Here is a 20,431-nt window from a genome sequence, read left to right on the forward strand (position 1 = left end):
GAAATAGGGCTTATTTTGATAATTTATTTTCTATATATTCATCTACACTTCTTTTAAAATTAATCGGTGCTCCGATAAATGGAATTGGCGCAGATGAACCAGCACCATTTATAAATATTGTGCCGTAATTAAAAATCCTACCAAGAATTCCTTGACCAACTCTAATGCTTTCTATTTTTTCTAATCTTAGTTCTATTGTATCTCTTCTAATAAAGCCAAATTTTGCTATAACTTTTTTATTTGTTAAAGCAAGTTCTGTTGTTGTAATAATTACAAACATACGAAGTAAAAGAAAGATAATAAATATAGCAATAAAAGGATGAATACTAACACTTAAAATTGCTAAAACTAAAATAGCAAAAAAATCACCTAAAAAAGCAAAAATACTAACTTTTGCTTTCATAACAACGCTTTCATCTGCGCCTAAAACCTGTTCTACATAAGACATAAGAACTCCTTTTAAAAAATTAAAAAAAGCATTATACCCCCCCCCATTCTTAACTTTAACTTAAATTATAAAAGTATTTTGTGCTTAATTTAAATAATTTTTTAAAGAATTTGAAATAGGAATTTCAAAACGAAATTCCTAAGCTTGTTTAAATAAAAAAGAGTTCTTTAGCGTTATCTTTTAAAGTATTTCTTTTCTTTTTTTAAGTAAATTGTTTTATTATTACACTAACTTTATTTAGGAGGAAGTTGTGAATAATTATGAAATGTTTTTTAATGAAGCAAAGTATATTTTTAAAGATAGGATTTTTAATGATTATCTTAGATGTTTTGCTTATGGAGTTGATGCGTCTTGTTATAAATATGTTCCAAAAATCGTAGTAATTGCTAAGAGTGAAGCAGAGATTAAAGAAATCATTCGCTTAGCAAATCTATACAAAACCCCGCTAAATTTTCGTGCAGCTGGCACAAGTCTTAGCGGTCAAAGTTCTACTGATAGTGTTTTGGTTGTTATTAAATATGCTTTTAAAGAAATAAATGTAAGCAAAAATGCAGATGAAATCACACTTGGCTGTGGGGTTGTTGGCGTTCATGCAAATACGGCTTTAAGCTCGCTTTCTAAAAAAATCGGACCTGATCCAGCTACAATTAATTCAGCTTTAATAGGCGGAATAATCAATAACAACTCAAGCGGTATGTGCTGTGGGACAAAGGATAATTCTTATAAGACTTTAAATAGTATTAGAGTGATTTTAAATGATGGCACTATTTTAGATACTGCTGATGCTAAAAGTGTTAGTGATTTTAAAAAATCTCATGCAAACTTATTAAATGAATTAAAAGAGCTTAAAAATCAAATTAGAAATGACGAGGAATTAAATAATCTTATAAAGCGTAAGTTTAAGATAAAAAATACCACAGGATATTCATTAAATGCTTTTGTTGATTATGATGATGAAATAGATATTTTAGCTCATTTATTTATAGGAAGTGAAGGGACTTTAGGTTTTGTCAGCAAAGCAAGGTTAAGAACTATTGATGATTTACCTTACAAAGCCTGTGCTTTATTATTTTTCCTAAATATAGAAGATGCAGCAAATACTATTAGTGAATTTGCAAAATGCGATTTTATAAACTCGGCTGAGATTATGGATTATGCAAGTTTAAATGCAGCAAGTAGTTATGATGAATTAAAAGAGCTTTTAAGTGATATTAAGCAAGGTTATACCTGTGTTTTAATTCAAACCGAAAGCGATAAAGAAAATATCTTAGATGAAAATATAAAAAAGATTAAAGAGCTTTCAAACAAGACTTATAAATCTTATTTTTCTAAAGATAAAAATGAATATGATTTATGGTGGAAGATTAGAAAAGCACTTTTACCTATTGCAGCAAGTAAAAGAGAACCAAATGCAACGGTAATTACTGAAGATGTTTGCTTTGAAGTAAAAGATTTAGCAAAGGGTATTAAAGAAATCCAGAATTTATTTTTAGAATTTGGTTTTGATGGAATAATATTCGGTCATGCACTAGCTGGAAATATTCACTTTATTATTACGCCTAATTTAAATGATAAAACTGAATTTGATAATTTTGCAAAATTAGTTGAAAAGATGTCAATCGTAGTAGCAAGCTATGGTGGAAGTATTAAAGCAGAGCATGGAACAGGAAGAATGGTTGCTCCGTTTGTAGAAGTTGAGTGGGGCAAAAAAGCTTATGAGATTAATTGCAAAATAAAAGAGATTTTTGATAAAGATAATATCTTTAATCCTGATGTAATTATTACAAAAGATAAAGATATTTATAAAAAGAATATAAAAAATCCAAGCTTAGTTGATGAAGCTCTAAATTTATGTATGGAATGTGGATTTTGCGAAAGATTTTGTCCTTCAAATGAATTTACTTTAAGTCCAAGACAAAGAATTGCAGTGCTTAAAGAAATGAAAAGCTTAGAAAGTTTAAACGATACTAATAGTAAGAAAAAATTAAAAGAGATGAAAAAGCTTTATAATTTTTATGTAGATACTAGCTGTGCAGCCTGTGGGGTTTGCTCTATGGTTTGTCCTTTAGGAATAAACTTTGCTGATTTTAGCTTAAAGTATAGAAAAGCAAGTCAAGGAGCTATTTCAAAAATCATTGGTAATTTAGCTTATAACAATCATCAAAGAACTTTAAAACTTGCAAAATCATCACTAAAAATAGCAAATAAATTTGATAATTTTAAACTAAACAATGTATTAGCGACATTTTCTATGCCACAAAGTAGAAATTATTTGCCACTTGCAAATGATTATAATTATAAGAGCAATACGCAAAAAGAAAATGTTATTTATTTTACAAGTTGCTTAAATAAAGCCTTTAAGCCAAATGCTAAGATGAATGATGTAAGAAGCATTCAAGAAGTATTTGAAAGCTTATGCAAAAAAGCTGGAATTGGAATAATCTATGCTCCAAATGACTTATGCTGTGGTAAAGCTTATGAAAATTATGCAGATATTCAAAGTAAAAATGAAGCAAAACTTAGCGAATTTATAGCAAATGCAAATGCTGATATTGTGATTGATCATAGTGCATGTTCAGCAAAAATGCTTAAAAATCATAAAGTTTATGATTTGGCTGATTATTTATATAAGGTTATTGCTCCAAGACTTAAGATTAAACAAATTGATGAGGTAATAGGGCTTTATATAATGTGTGCTGCTAGAAAAATGCATATTGAAAATAGCTTAATAGAACTTGCAAAAATGTGTGCTAAAAATGTAGTTCTTGATAATGATACATATTGCTGTGGCTTTGCAGGTTATAAAGGCTTTTTAACTCCAAAATTAAATATAAGTGCGACAAATAATTTTAAGAAATTTTATGCAAATACAAATATTAAAAGAGGGTTTTCAAGCTCAAGCACTTGCGAAGTAGGGCTTAGTGATGCCACTAACATTTCATGGCAACACATTGCATATTTGCTAGATGAATGCAGTGAATAGGTCTTAATTCCTATTTCGTAATTCTTTAGATTTTAGTACTTAAAAATCAAGGGAATTTGAATTAGGAAATTAAAAATCCTAATTCAAATTCTAAATAAAAATTAGCAAAATTTCTTATAATTTGTAGCTAGACCTGCAAGGCTTGTTTCTTTGTATCTTGTATCCATATCCTTGCCTGTTTCATACATAGTTTTAATTACTTCATCAAGCCCAACGCTAGGAGCACTCTCTCTATCCATAGCCATTTTTGCTGCACTTACAGCTTTTATAGCTCCGAATACATTACGCTCAATGCAAGGTATTTGCACAAGTCCTGCAACAGGATCGCAAGTAAGCCCTAAATGATGCTCCATTGCAATCTCAGCTGCAGAGCAACAATCAATCGGACTTGCACCCATGCTAAATGCAAACGAAGCTGCCGCCATTGAAGATGCTGAGCCAATTTCTGCTTGACAACCAGCTTCAGCTCCACTAATACTTGCGTTTTTCTTAAACAATGAACCTATTGCCATCGATACTAATAAAAAGTCTCTAATGTCCTTCTCGCTCATACTTTTTACATGTTCTTTTAAATATAAAAGCACAGCAGGAACAACCGCACAAGCTCCATTGGTTGGAGCAGTTACTACACGATTGCCTGCTGCATTTTCTTCTGAAACGCTCATAGCATAAAGGCTAAAATAATCAATAAAATCTAAATCACCTTTACGATTCAAGTGTTTATCTCCTAATAATGCAAGTTTTTTTGCAAGTGCAGGAGCTCTTCTTTTAAGCTTGATTGGTCCAGGTAAAATTAATTCATTTGAATTAGCACCTGCTATAAAGCTATCGTGCATTGCTTCATAAATCTCTTTGCAATAATTATTTATATATTCTTCGCTATTAAAGTTTAGCTCATAAAGCATTGCAATTTCGGCTATATTTTTATTATATTTATTACATAACCATAAAAGTTCTGTCGCACTATCAAAAGAATAATCGTAATTTTTTTCATCAGAGCTATTGCTTTGGCATTTGATTTCATCTTCGTTTTTAATAAATCCACCGCCAACTGAATAATAAGTCTTAGCTTTAATGCAAGTATTATTAGCAAATGCTTCTATTGTTAGGGCGTTTTCGTGATATTGTTTAAACTCATTAGAAAATACAATATCGCTATTTTCATTAAAATCAATCTCTTTTACTCCGCCCAATAAAAGCTTTCGCTCATTTAATCTTAATAAAACTTCTTGTTTTTGCTTTGCGCTAATTGTCTTTACATTTAAGCCACTTAGACCCAAAATTACAGCAATATCGCTTAAATGCCCTTTACCAGTAAGTGATAAAGAGCCAAATAAAGTAACTTTAATTCTTGTAATTTCATCTAAATTTAAATCTTTTAAAAACTCATTTCCTGCTACAAAAGGTCCAACCGTGTGCGAGCTTGATGGTCCTATACCGATTTTAAAAATACTTAAATTACTCATGATATCATCTTATAAACTACGCTAGTAATTGTGATAATTCCCATAATAGCTACGAAATAACAAGCCGCACCATTTTTGTAAGTTCTAAGCTCAGGAATTTTGTATATCGCATATACAGGCATTAAAAATAATATAACAGCAATAATAGGACCGCCCAAATCTTCTATAAATCCTAAAATACTAGGATTGTAAAATGCAACTATTATCATAGTTACATACATAAATATAGTTGTAAAGGCATTATTTTTACTAACTTCTTTTCCACTTACTTTTTTAATAAGTCCGTTTAAGCCTTCTCTAGCACCAAAATAGTGTCCAAAAAAGCTAGTTAAAATCGCTAAAAACGCAACAGCAGGAGCACCATAGCTTATAATATTTCCTTCAAATTTATTAGCAAAATAGCTAAGAATTGGAATGTTTGCATCTCTTGCAATAGCAAACTCACTTTTATCAAGGCATAAAATACAAGAAAATACAAAAAACATAACAAATACTAATAAAAGTGTAGCGTTATTAAATAATATTTGCTTTCTTTTTGCGTCTGAGTTTTCTTTATACTCATTATAAGTATTTAAGCTAAAAGTTGAAATTGCAGGAGAGTGATTGAAACTAAATACAAGCACAGGTAAAGTAAGCCATATTGTAGTAATAAATTCTTTAATACTTGGAACTTCACCTAAAACTCCTAATTTCCAGTGTGGTATTAAATAAAGTGAGAATAAAAATAATATTAAGCATAATGGATAAACAAGCCACTCACATACTTTAGTTACTAAATTTTCATTAGTAAACATTACAGCCATCATAATAGTGATTAAAATAATAGCCAAGATTAAGCGATTTGGCTCAGCTAAACCTAACTGATTTACCATAAATGAGCTTATTGTGTTTGTAATACCAACCCCATAAGCAAGACAAATAGGATAAATTGCAAAAAAGTATAAAAATGTAATCACAATTCCTACTTCTTTACCAAAGTATTTATTCACAGCATCAGTAATATCTCCACCTTTAGTAGAACCTACGAAATATGATAGAAATAAATGTGATAAATAAGTCATCGGAAAAATTAAAACACACATTAAAACAATAGGCCAAAAGCCACCCGTTCCTGCACGAATAGGTAAGAATAATATCCCAGCACCTACTGCAGTTCCAAATAATGAAAACATCCAACGATTGTCAAACTCGCTCCATTTTTTCATCATTACTCCTTAAAATAAATTAAAGCCGTTATTTTAGTTATAAAAATATAATTTTTATAAATTTTCAAGAAATTTTATAAAAAATGTTACTCATGGTTACAATTACTTCATTGTTTTAAAAAATATGTTTTGATTATGATTTTTATTTTCTTTTTTAATATATAATTTAAAAATATTACTAATTTTAAAGGAGATTTTATGAATTTAGTTCATCCAAAAAGCATTAAAGAAATAATTAAAAAAGATAAATTATCTAAAAATCCCTTTGAGAGATTAATAATAGCTTGTGAAGATAAGGCTGATAAAAAATAAGCATTGTTACCAAAAACGCTCGAATTTATATATAATGATTTTTTGAATTTTTTATTAAGGAGAGCGTTTGCAAAGTTTGTTAAATGAAATTCATTTATTTTTAGACACTATAAATGGTTATTTATATACTTATTTTTTAGTGTTTGCTTTAATTATCGTTGGGGTAGTTTATAGCATAATCACTCGTTTTGCTCAATTTAGATTAATGGGTAATGTAATTTCACTTTTAAAAGAAAAACAAGACAATAAAAGTGATGTTAGTAGCTTTGAAGCTTTAATGATTTCAACAGCTTCAAGAGTTGGTATAGGAAATATCGCAGGAATTAGCACGGCTGTTGTTGTTGGTGGTGCAGGAGCTTTATTTTGGATGTGGATAATGGCATTTATTGGAGGCGCAAGTGCTTTTGCTGAAAGCACATTAGCACAAGTTTACAAAAGCCGTGATGAAAACGGATTTCGCGGAGGTCCTGCATACTTTATTGAAAAAGGTTTAGGAAGTAGATTTTTTGGTAAATTATTTTCTGTTATTTTAATAATAACTTATGCGTATGGATTCAATGGACTTCAAAGCCATACTATGACTTCAGCTTTTGCAATATATTTTCCTGATAATTTTAGTTCAGCAAGTATTATTATAGGTATTATTTTAAGCGTAGTTGCTTTTGCTTTATTTTTCTCTAATTCAAAATCACTAGGAAAAGTAAGCTCAATCATAGTTCCTATTATGGCTTTTGTTTATATTTTACTTAGCTTAATTGCTATGATTATGAATTATTCTGAAATACCTGCTGTTTTTTCATTAATATTTGAAAATGCCTTTGATTTTAAAGCTATTTTTGGTGGTTTTGCAGGTAGCGTTGTAGTTATTGGAATTAAGCGTGGTTTATTTTCAAACGAAGCAGGTATGGGTTCAGCTCCAAACGCAGCAGCAGCGGCAAACACAAGTCACCCTGTAAAACAAGGAATTATTCAAAGTTTTTCAGTATTTATTGACTTAATTATATGTTCTTGCTCTGGCTTTTTAGTATTATTTTCTACTAGCTATATGGAGCAATTAAGCAAAGGCGAAAAAACTCTAAATGCCTTGCCTATGGTTCAACAATCTATGATTGAGTATTATGGCACTTGGGGACTTCATTTTATTACTTTTGCTGTTATTTTATTTGCGGTTACTTCATTAATCGGTAACTTTTATTATGCTGATGCAAACGTAAAAAACCTTACAAAAAATAAATTAAATGAGTTAGTATTTAAAATAAGTGCAGTTGCTATGGTGTTTATAGGTTCTCAGCTTGATTTAGCTGTTGCATGGGATTTAGCTGATATTACAATGGCTGCAATGGCTTCAATTAATATAATTGCGATTTTATTATTAAGTCCTGTTTTAATTAAATGCTTAAAAGATTATGATGAGCAAAAGAAAAAAGGACTAGATCCAACATTTAGTGCAAAAAAATTAGGAATTAAAAACGCTGAGTGCTGGGATTAATCTTAAAAGGCTTAATGCCTTTTAAGATTGGAATTTGAATTAGGAATTTGCTTTTAATTCCTATTTTAAATTCTTAAATATTTTCAGGCTTTTTACCTTCATCTATAAAAATAGAACGAATAGCATCATTTTTATCATCTTCGCTTTGTCTTTTTGCCCAACTCATAATAAGCTCATCTTTTGCTCTTGTAAGTGCTACATAAAACAATCTTCTTTCTTCATCAATTCCACCAGCACTTTTGCTAAGCTTTAGATTTGGAAATCTTCCTTGTGCTAAATCTATTAAATACACGATTTCAAATTCTAAGCCCTTGCTTGCATGAACAGTTAGAAGTTGCACTCCTTTTGTACTTTCATAATCAATATTTAAAATCGTTTTTTCATAAAAATCTTTAAAAGTATTGTAATTTTTCGCATCTTCTAAAATATATTTACAATTATTTTTGATATTTTCTAGTTTTTGCTCTTTTATCTCATTTACGATTTTTGCGCCTTTAAAAGAACGCTTTGCTGCAATATTATTTATAATTAGACTAAAAATCTTAGATGAATATGCGTTTTTTAGCAAAATACTAGGATTATCAATGTTTTCATTTTCTTTTAAAAACTTATATAATTCTTCTAAAAAGGTTACATTATCAAACTTTAGTTCTTTTAATAATAAAACAGGATTATGTTTAAAGTCACTTGCTAAAAAGCTAAATTCATTTTGCTTTGCTTCATTTTGTGTGCTTGCAAAAAGCCCAAAAGCTTCATCGCTTTTAGCTAAAAAATCATATCTATCTTTTTTAATAGGTCTTAAAATCCCTTCTAGTAACGAGCCATTTCCAAGCTCTAAAAAAGCCTTATAAATAATATTTACTTTAGCATTTCCAACGCCTTTGCTCTCTAATAAAATCCCTAAAAAGCTTAATATATCGCTATTTTTATTGGTTAGATTTGCTAAGTTTATTAAGGTATTTATTTCTTTTAGTTCACAAAAACTAGTTCCGCCTTTTCTAGCTACTTTTATACCTTTTAATTTTAATGAGCGTTCTATTAAATCCCCGCTTGAATTATTACGATAAATAACTGCTATATCGCTCTTTGGCTTTATTTGAAGCTTGGATAAAATATCGTTAGCAATAAATTCATATTGTTCGTTAGCTAAATTAAAACTATGTAATTTTATAGGCTTTATCGCATCATCTCTTGTAACTATTAGTTCTTTTGGATAAAGCCTTTCATTTTTTGTAATAACTCTATTTGCAAACTCTAAAATATTGCTAAGACTTCTATAATTTTTGTTAAGTGAATAAATATTAGCGTTTTTATATCTGTCTTTAAAACTACCTATAATTTCAATATTTGCACCATTAAAAGCATAAATACTTTGATCATAATCACCCACGCAAAATAAAGATTTTTTAGGAATTGCGTCTAAAATAGCGCTTTGAAGATTATTAGTATCTTGATATTCATCTACTAAAACTTCATAAAAAGGCTCATCTTTATAATCATTTTTAAAAAAATCTTTAGCATTTAGCAATAAATCATCAAAATCATAATAATTATGAGCTTTTTTTTGCTCGTTAAATTCATCTAAAACCTTGCAATAAAAATTAATATTATCGCTTTGCTCTTCATAATTTTGCTTTAAATATCCACGAAAATCATCAACTAAATTAGTATTATTAAACCTTGAATAAATATCAGCTAAGTATGAATAATCAAATAAATCATCACGATTAGGATTGTATTTTTCATAAATACTTTTAAGCAAGGCTCTAAGTTCTGAATTTTTTTTAAGATTAATTTCTTTATGTTTTTTTAAATACTCTAAGCTAATTGCATGAAAAGTCCCACTTATTATGCCTTTTATCTTGCTTGAGCCGAGCTTTTTTTCAAGTCTTGCCATCATTTCTTTTGCAGCTTTATTTGTAAAAGTAAGGAGCATAATGGTATTAGGCTTTGCACCGTCGTTTAATAACTTTTCAATTCTAGCAACTATGGTGCTTGTTTTACCTGTTCCTGCACTTGCTATTATTAAATTACTGCCTGATTTTGCATTAACAGCAGCAAATTGTTCTTCATTTAATTTATTCAATTATGTTTCCTTTATATACTAAATACCAAGAAAGGGCTTGAAGTCTTTGTAAATACCTCCCCCCGCTAGTTAATTTTCCGTTTTCAAATTCTATACCAAAACCATATTTATTGTTAGCTAAAATTTCTTTTTCTTCTAAACTAAAGCATGGAGTTCCAAAGCTTACATATTCATATCCTTTTTCTGCTACTAGATTAATAATACTTGCTGCTATATCAAGATGATTTGTTATCTTACAAGTTGGATAAATTTTAGCTTTTGGATAATACATTATGACAGGCACTGTATGAGTAGTTAATAAATCATTATTATCATCTATATTAAACCTTCCATAATGATCACCTGTGATAATAAATAAGCTATCAGGCTCTTTAGCAGCTGTTTTTTCTATCCAATTAATTAAAGTTTTTTGATACCAATAAATTGTAGCTAATTCGTTTTTATATTTTTTGCTTAATTTTTCTATCTTATCAAATGGAATATCAAAATCATTTTTTTGCATAAAAGCTAGATCATAAATCTTGTGATTAGTAATAGTCATTAAAACATTAAAACTATTATCTTTTGAGTTTTCAGCCAAGTACTCTAATGCCACATCATCCAATACTCCCATATCGGTATACAATGGCTCTTTTAGATTGTGTTTTTTTGCCCAAGTAATCATATTATCTTTATGATGTTCATTTATGAAGCCTGTTTTTTTTCCAAGATCTCCTACATTACTCCAGTTTTTAGTATTTCCCATATAAAAAAATGATTCATATCCTATTTTATTAAAATGACTAGCTAAAGAAGTTTTAGGGGTAATTATTTTGTTATAATAGTATAAATTATCTTCTTCGTTAAAATATATACCCAAAAATTGTAATTGTAAGCTTTGTGCTGCACTATTGGCATTCTCTAATGCTTTTATATATGTAGCTTTACTTTTAGCAAAGTTTTGAATATCGCTAAAAAGCTCACTAAATTTATCATCCATCACCCAATCTGATAGGCTTTCGCTTATAATATAGTAAATTTTGCGTGGTTTTATGGCTAATTCATCATTTTTTACATGCTTTATATATTCATACAAATTTATTTTGCCGTTGCAAGGATTTATGTCAAAAGATTTACATGCAGCTTCTTTTGGGGTGCCTATATTAAAATAAGCAAAATCTATATTTTTTTTCTTCATTTCTTTTCTTACAGCTATAAAAAACCCTTTCATATGTCCTAGTAGACTGCTTTGAAGTATATAATTGTCTTGTGCTTTTATAACATCAAAAAGAATTTTTTGTGTAAATGAGAATTTTTGATTAATACCAAACAAGACAAAACAAATTACAAATAAAAAACTGAAAGCTATTTGCTTGTAATTTAACTTTTTATCTTTTTTTATAGAAAATAAAGAATTGTGAAACTTATTTGCTAATAATATAAAAAGTAAAAATACAATAGTAGCAGGTAAAATACCTAGATTATCGTTTATTGCTATGCTTAATAGCTGACTTATTTCTTCATGTTTAAATAAAAATAAATTACTATCAAAATTACTTCTAAAAATACCAAAATATATAAAAAACATAAGATTTATAAAAGCAATAACAAATATCTCTATATTGAAAATAAATTTAGAGACAAATTTATTAAAACTAAATCTTAGCATTAGTAAAGAAAATAAATAATAAGCCCCAATAAAGCCAGAGCAAAATTGTAAATCAAATCTCATGCCATCGTATATAGCAGTAAAAATATCTTGAGATTTCATTGTTTTTTCATAAAACATTATAATAAATGAAATTCTAAAGAAAAAACAAGTAAATAAGTAAAATATAAAAACTAAAAAAGAACGAATTAGCAAATTCATAAAAACAACCTTTCAAAAAATAAAGCCAAAAAGTCTAGCAAAATAACCTAAAAATAAGCAAAAATTAATAAAATGGGCGAAAATATACATTTTAAGGATTATTTATGAGCGATTTTTACAATCCAAAAGAAATTGAAAAAGATTATTATGAATTTTGTAAGCAAAAAGGCTATTTTGAAATAGATGGAAATAAAAATATCCAAGAAAAAGGTAAAAATTTTGCCATTATGATGCCACCGCCAAATGTTACAGGCGTTTTACATATCGGACACGCACTTACTTTTACACTTCAAGATATTATGACAAGATATAAAAGAATGGATGGATATAAGGTGCTTTATCAACCAGGCTTAGACCATGCAGGAATTGCTACTCAAAATGTGGTTGAAAAGCAACTTTTAGCAAAAGGCATTAAAAAAGAAGAGCTAGGCCGTGAAAAGTTCATAGAAAAAGTTTGGGAGTGGAAAGAGCAAAGCGGTGGAGCAATAGTTAAGCAAATGCAAGCTTTAGGAATAACTCCAGCCTTTTCAAGGCTTCGTTTTACTATGGATGAGGGACTTCAAAACGCTGTTAAAAAAGCTTTTGTGGACCTTTATAATAAAGGTCTAATTGAACAAAACAACAGAATGATAAACTGGTGCACCAAAGATGGAGCATTAAGCGATATTGAAGTTGAATACGAAGAAAACAAAGGCAAACTTTATCACATAAGGTATTTTTTAAATGATAAGGATTATTTAGTAGTTGCAACTACTAGACCTGAGACATATTTTGGAGATACTGCTGTAATGGTAAATCCAGATGATGAAAGATATAAGCACTTAGTTGGCAAGGAAGTTACATTACCTATCATAAATCGCAAAATTAAAATCATAGCTGATAGTCATGTTGATATGAGCTTTGGAACAGGAATTGTAAAAGTAACTCCAGCACATGATAATAACGACTATGAAGTAGGACTTAGACATAATCTAGAGTTTTTAACTATTTTTGATGAAAATGGGATTTTAAACGAACATTGTGCTGAGTTTGCTGGACTTGAAAGGCTTGAGGCTAGAAAAATAGTAGTTGATAAATTAAACGAACTTGGCTTTATTGAAAAAATAGAAGATTATGCAAATCAAGTTGGGCATTGTTATCGCTGTAAAAACATCGTTGAACCATACATTTCTAAACAATGGTTTGTAAAAACTGATATCGCAACAAAAGTTATAGAAAAGGTAAATAATGGTGATGCTAAGTTTTATCCAGCTCATTGGATAAATAGTTTTAATGCGTGGATGCGTGAGCTTCGCCCTTGGTGTATAAGTAGGCAGCTTTGGTGGGGTCATCAAATCCCTGTTTATTATTGTGATGAGTGTGAGCATATTCATGTAGACGAGAGCAAGGTAGAAAAATGCGAAAAATGTGGCTGCGAAAGCATTACTCAAGATAAAGATGTTCTTGATACTTGGTTTAGCTCGGGGCTTTGGGCGTTTTCAACTCTAGGTTATAACAACGGCGATTTTGGTAAAGGCACACTATGGAATGAAAGCGATATAAAAGACTTTTATCCAAACTCACTTTTAATTACAGGCTTTGATATACTCTTTTTTTGGGTATGCAGAATGCTATTTCAAAGTGAAAATGAACTAGGCGAAATCCCATTTAAAGACATTTATCTTCACGCACTTGTAAAAGATGAAAACGGGCAAAAAATGAGTAAAAGCAAAGGCAATGTAATTGACCCACTTGATAGCATTGATAAATATAGCGCTGACATTTTACGCTTTACTTTAGCACTTTTAGCCGTTCAAGGAAGAGACATAAGAATGAGTGAAGATAGAATGATTTTGGTTCGCAACTTCACAAACAAGCTTTATAATGCGGTAAATTTCTTACTACTTAAAGGTAAAGATTACAAAATACTAGATAGTTATAAAACAACATTAGGTATTTATATAAACGCAGAGTTTCAAAAGTGTGTAAATGAAACTCGTAAAAACCTTGATGAATATAGATTTAACGATGCTGCTATGAATATTTATAAGTTTTTATGGGATGAGTTTTGCGACTATGGTATAGAGTTTAGCAAGGCTGATGAGACAAGTATAAACGAGCTTGCAAGCGTGTTTTTAAATGCTATGAAATTACTTAGCCCATTTATGCCGTTTATTAGTGAGTATTTATATCATAAATTAAGTGGGACAAGTATTTTTGAAAATGGCTCAATTATGGTTGAAAAATACCCTGAAGTTAGCGAAATTCAAGCCATAGAAGAGCAAATTATCAAAAACTACGAGCTTTGCAAAGAAGCGATTAACAGCCTAAGAAGTATCAAAAAAACAGCAAATATCACGGATAAAAACGCTCCAGCCCAAATTATTAGCGAGCATAAATTTGATAAGTATTATCTAAAACTTATCGCAAAATTAGCTAAAGTGGGAGTTTTAGAGCAAAGCGAAAATGTAAAGGAAAGCTTTAGTGTAAATGTAAGCACGAACTTAAAAACCGCTATTTTTGTAGATAGCTCAGCACTTAACGAAATGAAAGCAAAGCTAGAAAATAAACGCAAAAAAGTTCTAGCAGAGTATGAAAAGCTAAACAAAATGCTAAGCAATGAAAAGTTCGTAGCAAACGCTCCAAAAGAAGTTGTAGAACAAAACAAAGCAGCGCTTGAGAGTGCAAGTAAAGAGCTTGAAGCAATAAATAACGAGCTAAACGCTCTAGGTTAATATTTGCTAGGCTTTTGCTTAGCAAATATTTAATTTCCTATTTAAAATTCCCTTGATTTTTAAGTATTAAAATCTTAAGAATTACGAAATAGGAATTAGCTTTTTAACTTTATAAAGTCTAAATATTGTTTTTAAATTTCTAATTCAAATTCTTTTATTTTTAAATACTTAAATATAAGTTTTAACTACTTTAGTATTTCTTTTAATTCCAGCACTTATTGCTTAGCTAGGTTGGATTTAGGTGGTTTGGGTGGTTTATTCCGAGCTAATAATGATTATCAATAGTTTTTACTTAAAATTTTAAAGAATTTGAAATAGGAATTTCAAATTCTTATTTTTCAATTATCCTTGCAATATCGTTAAAGCCTGTAAATGTTTTTTAACATAATTTTGTTTTCTTAATAGTATATTTTATATAAAAATAAATTAAAATCTTAAAGCAAATCACAATAAAAGCCTTTATTGATTTTAGTACCCTTAATTCTTATAAAACTAGCAAAATTAAAATTTCAAATAGTGCAGGGTAAGAAGCATTGATTTTATTTCAGCCATTATGTCTTCTGAATTGTATTTTATAATTTATATGTTGGGATTACATAACCACACCCATCTATATAATATTCTCTCTCTTCTTTTTCTTTAGTATATGAGTTATATGAAATTACATGCATTTTATATCCATCTATAAATTGAAATGAATTTTTATCAAAAAATTCATCGTAAAAAAATACTAGATTATTGTTAAATTCATTAACTTCTTTTAATTCTAAATTATCTAAAGTTTTAAGAGATTTAACTTCATCAATGCTATTATGATTTTGCACTTCATATATTTTTGCATTACTTAATTTAAAATAATTTACAATTGCTCTTTTATATTTTTCTTCTTTTTCTAAATTACATTTATATCCGCTTTTAGAATAATCATGTTTATAATTTGTATACTTATTTTTAAAATCCCAAAATGATGTATAACCTTCTACTTCTAATTGCCTTTCAAGAGAGCAAAGCTCTTTTTTAGTTTTAAGAAATTTATCATAAGTTGAATTAAAATATTCACTATAAAAATCATTTAAAATCATAATGAGTATTGGAATGCCAACAAGGGCTAAAACCGAAAACGCCACACACAAACCAACAAATAAAGATTTTTTTATTAATTCTTTAATAAAAGAAAGCATTTAAAGCCTTTTAGTATTTTTATATTTTATTTATTATATTTGATAAGAGTTATAAAATTTGTAGATAATTTAGAAGAAAGAATTTGAATTAGGTTTTTAATTCCTATTTCAAATTCTTTGAAATTATTATTGCTCCATTGCTTTAGCTACTTCTCTTGAGCTTTCTTTGATTTTATTCATACAATCATTAGCTGTATTTGCTAGATTTACACTTTCATTTACTTGAGCTATGCTTTTGCTAATACTTTCAACCACGCTTGCACTTACATTTCTAATAGAATTAATTGTCATTGTGATTTCGTTAATTGATGTTGCTGTGCGTTCAGCTAGTTTTCTAACCTCATCAGCAACCACAGCAAAGCCCCTACCATGCTCACCCGCACGAGCCGCCTCAATAGCAGCATTTAGTGCTAATAGATTTGTTTGCTCTGCAATGTCTTTAATGGTTTGAATAACTGATACGATCTCATCTGATTGAATATTTAAAGAATGAACTAACTCGCTACTTTCATTCATAATCTCAGCTATTTCTTGAACGTTTTTAACGCTTTTTGCTATTACTTTACTACCTTCATCGGTGCTTTCATCGTTCTTTTGTGCTAGTTCGCTTACGATTTTGTTCTTATTCATATCTCTTATAACTTGTCTGCTAACATCACTTGCAAACTTGATTACCTTATAAACCTTACCTTCTTGATTATAAACAGGATTATAACTAGCTTCTAAATATACAGGGGTTTTATCCTTGCTATATCTAATGAATTGTCCTGATTGAAAAATACCACTTTTTAAGTCATCCCAGAATTTTCTATATGCACTGCTTTTTACATATTCTTCATCACAAAACATTGAATGGTGTTTGCCTACAATTTCATTTTTTCTATAATGCATAGTATTTAAAAAGTTTTCGTTTGCATCTAGGATTTCTCCATTTGGATCAAACTCAATTAAAGCCATTGATTTGCTTGCAGCATTAATTGTATTTTTTAAATCTAAAAGCTCATTTTCGTGCTCTGTAACATCGGCTGCAAATTTTATAACCTTATAAACTTGATTATTTTCATCTGCTATTGGAAGATAGTTTGCTTCTAAATAAATTGCGTTTTTATCTTTTGTAAATCTTTTGAATAAGCCACTTTGTGGAATATTTCTTGATAATTCTTGCCAAAACATAGGATAAGCACTTGAATTAACATAAGAGCTATCGCAAAACATTCTATGATGCTTTCCTTTAATCTCTGCTAAAGTATATTTTGTAGCCTTTAAAAAATGCTCATTTGCATCAACAATATTGCCTTTAACATCAAATTCTATAATAGCCATTTCGCCATAAATAGCTTTTAATATAGCTTGTTTATCTTTTAACTCAAGCGATAATTTTTCGGTATTATCCTTGTTATTTTTAAAAAACATATTTTTACTCCTATTTTAAAAAATGGGCGATTATATGTATTTTTACTTAAAGTTGTATAAAAAAATAATAATAATTTTTATTGTTTTTTAAATTTTGTTTTTATTGAATATTTTTTAATTTATTATTAGTATTTAATGATAATCTTTTAGGAATTTGATAAAACAAATTCCTAAATTATCCTTTATAAACATCTTTGTATTTTTCTTTGATTGCGAATATTTCTTCTTTACAAGCAAAAAATGCTTCAACAACCTTGGGGTCAAACTGAAAACCTGAATTATCGCTAATGTATTTGCAAACTTCATCTAAAGGCCAAGCTTTTTTATAGCATCTATCACTTGCTAGAGCATCAAACACATCAGCTAATGAAACAATTCTTGCATAAATATGAATATCTTCACCTTTTTTACCCATAGGATAGCCACCACCCGCAAATTTTTCATGGTGTTCGTGAGCTATGATTGCTGCTGCTTCCATGATTTTACCCTTAAATCTATGTAGCATTTCATAACCAATTTGAGCATGTTTTTGCATTGTTTTAAACTCTTGTTCGTCAAGTCTTCCTGGCTTATTAAGTATCGCATCAGGAATTCCTATCTTACCTATATCATGAGTAGGTGCTCCATAGCTTATAAGTGTTACTTCTTCTTCACTTAGTCCCATTTGTCTTGCTATTGCTTCACTAATTTTTCCAACTCTTTTTACATGATTTCCTGTTTCTTCGCTTTTGCTCTCAACCATTTCAGCAATTGAGTAGATTAGGTCTTTTTGAGCGTTTAGGATATCTTCTTGAAACTTCATACCTTCATAGATTTTGCCAGAATAATCAGCTGCAATTCTTAAATAATCTAAGTCATCTTTATCAAAGTTATTATTAATATTTGTTAGTTTATTTAAAGCTTGAAATACTCCTATTACTTCATGCTCGCTATTTAAAATAGGCATTGCTAGAATTGATTTAGTGCTATATTTTGTTCTTTCGTCGTTTGTGCTATCAAAATATGGATTACTCTTAGGGTTATTTTCTAATATAGCTTCTTTTGTTTCAATTACACGACCAACAATACCTTTTCCAAAAGGAACTCTTATTTCATTTACGCCATCAGCGTGTAATGTGTAGTATTCTTTTCTTTCATTATCTATAAACCATACACTACATCTATCAGCTTGAATGTTTTGCTTAACCATTGTTCCTAAAGTATTTAGGTTCGCTCTTGAATCTGAATTTTTAGAAATTTGTGAAAAGCATTCAAGAATGGTTTCAAGTTTTTGCTCTTGGTCTAGATTATGTCTTTTTAATACATTGATTACGGCTTTATCGCTATTGTAGTTTGTATTAAACTGCATAAACGAGCCGTTTTTGATAATCATTCCATATTCTTTTAAAATATCTAGCTCTTTTAATTCTTCTTCAATTCTTTCTTTAAAACAATATTTAATGTGATAAACATGGAAAATTACATCTTTTCTTGTTTCATCTTGGATTTTTTTAAGTAGTTTAGGGGTTAAATGTTTTGAATCTCTTGCTAGTTTTTCATAACTTGAATCAAAACTAACATCTGCAATAACTTGCTTAATATCTTTTCTTGAGTTAATTAATTCAACTATTCCTTCATGATAATAAGTATCTGATGTAAAATATATACTATCGTTTCCGTAGCTCATAATAAAGCCATAGCTACCCTCTGAATGATAGCTCATAACAGGTTCAATATAAACATCATCTATTAATATTTTATCACCTATATTTATTTCTTTATAAGTGATTGCATATTTTCCATTAGCAAGTTTGATTTTAGAAAAATCAGGCCAAATTTTATTATTAAAAAAGTGATCTTTTAAGCTTTGTATGCTTTCTCTACTTGCGTATAGGCAAATACTATCTTGAAGTTTTAGAAAATAATTATCAACATATAAAGCAATAGCACAAATATGGTCTAAATGAGTATGAGATATGAATACATGTTTTATAAAATTGTCATTTGTTGGTTTAGGTAAAAAACCTGCATCAATAACGCCACTTAAACTAAATTGAATACAAGTTAGATTATCGCTTAAATATTTACTAACAGATGAGCCTTCAAAAACTATTCTATGTGTGTTAAAAATATTCATTATTTAATCCTTATTATATACACTTGAAAACGCTATGAAAGGTTTGCAAGTAAAATTTGGTTTATTATAGTTTAATTTTTGTTTATCAAGACCTAACATAAGGCCACCACTTTGATTTATCAAAAAGTCCCCAGCAGCTAAATCCCAAGAATTAAGCATTTCATATCTTAAATATACATCAGCAAAGCCTTCAAGCAAAGCACAAAATTTTAAAGCCGAACCTATATTTAATGCTGTGTAGCCATAGCTAAAAGGTATTTTTGCATTATTTTCGTTTTGATCTTTTCTTAAAGATACTAAAGCTTTATTAGATTCTTTTTTAATTTTATTTAAGATTTCTTGATTTTTATACACTGGCATACCTTTAGCTGAATAATAAATATCTTTATTGCAAACATCATAAATTAAGCCAAGAATTGGTCTAGCACCATCAATTAAACTTATGCAAATGCAAAAATTCTTTCTAGTTTTTAAATAATTAGTAGTTCCATCTAGTGGGTCTATTAGCCAAAAGGGAGCTTTTTTTCTTTTTTCATAATCAAGTATTTGTTCTTCTGAACAAATACTAATTTTACTTTCTTTTAAAATATCACATATTATTTCATTTGCTTTTAAATCAGCTGAGCTTACCAGACTACCATCTGGTTTGGTTTTTATTAAAGGATGTTTTATGCTAAGCAGTTCTTCTCCTGCTAATTTTGCAGCTTTTTTTGCAAGAGTAAGTAAATCTTGCATTATTTTTCCTTAATCCAAGTTTGACTTCTTCCTATTAAAGAAAAGCCTATATATCCCCTTAAAATTAATTTATCATCTTTAAAAGTAGCGTTAGCTCTATATAATTTCCCGCTCTCAGGGTCAATTATATAACCACTTTTATATGTATTAGCACCTTCTTTTTTTAGTTTATATAAAAGTGGAGCTCCAACAATTTTCATTTTACTTGCATCTTTTGCATGGGTAAAGAATGGATAAGTTTTCTCACAAGCATCGCAAATCTCACTATCAGGATATTCAAATAGCTTTACTACTTTACCAAATAATTCATTATTTTCTTCATAAATATGCCATCTTGCAGTTTGTTTTCCTTTTTCATCAACGCTAATGTAATAGCCATAATCTTTTGCGAATAATATTCCTATGAAACTTAAAATTAATAATAATTTTTTCAT

The 20,431-nt window shown here is 29.0% G+C and carries 13 protein-coding genes and 1 pseudogene; 3 read left to right on the forward strand and 11 right to left on the reverse strand.

All coding sequences use genetic code 11. The features are described 5' to 3' along the window. Positions 1-10: 10 nt before the first annotated feature. Positions 11-448: a PH domain-containing protein gene (locus AC1B00_RS00280; RefSeq protein ID WP_239818400.1), complete on the reverse strand. Its 438-nt coding sequence runs from the start codon at positions 446-448 to the stop codon at positions 11-13. Between the two features lie 250 nt (positions 449-698). On the opposite strand from AC1B00_RS00280, the gene AC1B00_RS00285 reads away from it, so the two are divergent. Next, the gene (locus AC1B00_RS00285) at positions 699-3,431 is read left to right on the forward strand and encodes an FAD-binding and (Fe-S)-binding domain-containing protein (RefSeq protein WP_488847585.1); all 2,733 of its coding nucleotides are present in this window, start codon (positions 699-701) and stop codon (positions 3,429-3,431) included. A gap of 101 nt (positions 3,432-3,532) precedes the next feature. Here AC1B00_RS00285 and AC1B00_RS00290 read toward each other — a convergent pair whose 3' ends face one another. Together AC1B00_RS00290 and AC1B00_RS00295 are read right to left on the reverse strand one after the other, a co-directional pair. Further along, positions 3,533-4,897 carry an L-serine ammonia-lyase gene (locus tag AC1B00_RS00290; RefSeq protein WP_488847586.1) on the reverse strand — a complete coding sequence of 455 codons (1,365 nt, stop codon included), beginning with the start codon at positions 4,895-4,897 and terminating at the stop codon, positions 3,533-3,535. Further along, positions 4,894-6,102: an aromatic amino acid transport family protein gene (locus AC1B00_RS00295; protein WP_239818405.1), complete on the reverse strand. Its 1,209-nt coding sequence runs from the start codon at positions 6,100-6,102 to the stop codon at positions 4,894-4,896. The genes AC1B00_RS00290 and AC1B00_RS00295 overlap by 4 nt, the downstream gene beginning before the upstream one ends. A 388-nt stretch (positions 6,103-6,490) precedes the next feature. Between AC1B00_RS00295 and AC1B00_RS00300 the strand changes: the two genes are divergently transcribed. After that, the gene (locus tag AC1B00_RS00300) at positions 6,491-7,903 is read left to right on the forward strand and encodes an alanine/glycine:cation symporter family protein (protein ID WP_488847767.1); all 1,413 of its coding nucleotides are present in this window, start codon (positions 6,491-6,493) and stop codon (positions 7,901-7,903) included. A gap of 73 nt (positions 7,904-7,976) precedes the next feature. Here AC1B00_RS00300 and AC1B00_RS00305 read toward each other — a convergent pair whose 3' ends face one another. Together AC1B00_RS00305 and AC1B00_RS00310 are read right to left on the reverse strand one after the other, a co-directional pair. Then, a complete protein-coding gene (locus AC1B00_RS00305; RefSeq protein WP_488847587.1) occupies positions 7,977-9,989 on the reverse strand; it encodes an ATP-dependent helicase in 2,013 nt (670 codons plus the stop codon). Next, complete coding sequence (locus AC1B00_RS00310; protein ID WP_488847588.1) at positions 9,982-11,838, reverse strand: LTA synthase family protein; 1,857 nt, start codon at positions 11,836-11,838, stop codon at positions 9,982-9,984. Before AC1B00_RS00310 ends, AC1B00_RS00305 begins: the two co-directional genes overlap by 8 nt. 104 nt (positions 11,839-11,942) lie before the next feature. Between AC1B00_RS00310 and AC1B00_RS00315 the strand changes: the two genes are divergently transcribed. Further along, positions 11,943-14,552, forward strand: a complete 2,610-nt coding sequence (locus AC1B00_RS00315) for a valine--tRNA ligase (RefSeq protein ID WP_488847589.1) — start codon at positions 11,943-11,945, stop codon at positions 14,550-14,552. Between the two features lie 572 nt (positions 14,553-15,124). On the opposite strand, the gene AC1B00_RS00320 is transcribed toward AC1B00_RS00315, so the two are convergent. The 6 genes and pseudogenes from AC1B00_RS00320 to AC1B00_RS00345 form a co-directional block, all read right to left on the reverse strand. After that, a complete protein-coding gene (locus tag AC1B00_RS00320) occupies positions 15,125-15,733 on the reverse strand; it encodes a hypothetical protein (protein ID WP_488847591.1) in 609 nt (202 codons plus the stop codon). A 126-nt stretch (positions 15,734-15,859) separates the two neighbouring features. Continuing rightward, positions 15,860-16,363, reverse strand: a complete 504-nt coding sequence (locus tag AC1B00_RS00325; RefSeq protein WP_239818534.1) for a methyl-accepting chemotaxis protein — start codon at positions 16,361-16,363, stop codon at positions 15,860-15,862. Between the two features lie 24 nt (positions 16,364-16,387). Continuing rightward, positions 16,388-17,146: pseudogene (locus AC1B00_RS00330) on the reverse strand (PAS domain-containing protein); the annotation flags it as partial. A gap of 175 nt (positions 17,147-17,321) precedes the next feature. Continuing rightward, positions 17,322-19,262: an HD domain-containing phosphohydrolase gene (locus tag AC1B00_RS00335; protein WP_488847592.1), complete on the reverse strand. Its 1,941-nt coding sequence runs from the start codon at positions 19,260-19,262 to the stop codon at positions 17,322-17,324. 3 nt (positions 19,263-19,265) lie between these two features. Further along, positions 19,266-19,997 carry a 3'(2'),5'-bisphosphate nucleotidase CysQ family protein gene (locus tag AC1B00_RS00340; protein ID WP_239818481.1) on the reverse strand — a complete coding sequence of 244 codons (732 nt, stop codon included), beginning with the start codon at positions 19,995-19,997 and terminating at the stop codon, positions 19,266-19,268. Beyond that, entirely contained in the window at positions 19,997-20,431 is a 435-nt protein-coding gene (locus tag AC1B00_RS00345) for a DUF2147 domain-containing protein (protein WP_488847593.1), read from the reverse strand. The genes AC1B00_RS00340 and AC1B00_RS00345 overlap by 1 nt, the downstream gene beginning before the upstream one ends.

Source organism: Campylobacter sp. DY7 (genome assembly GCF_057802535.1).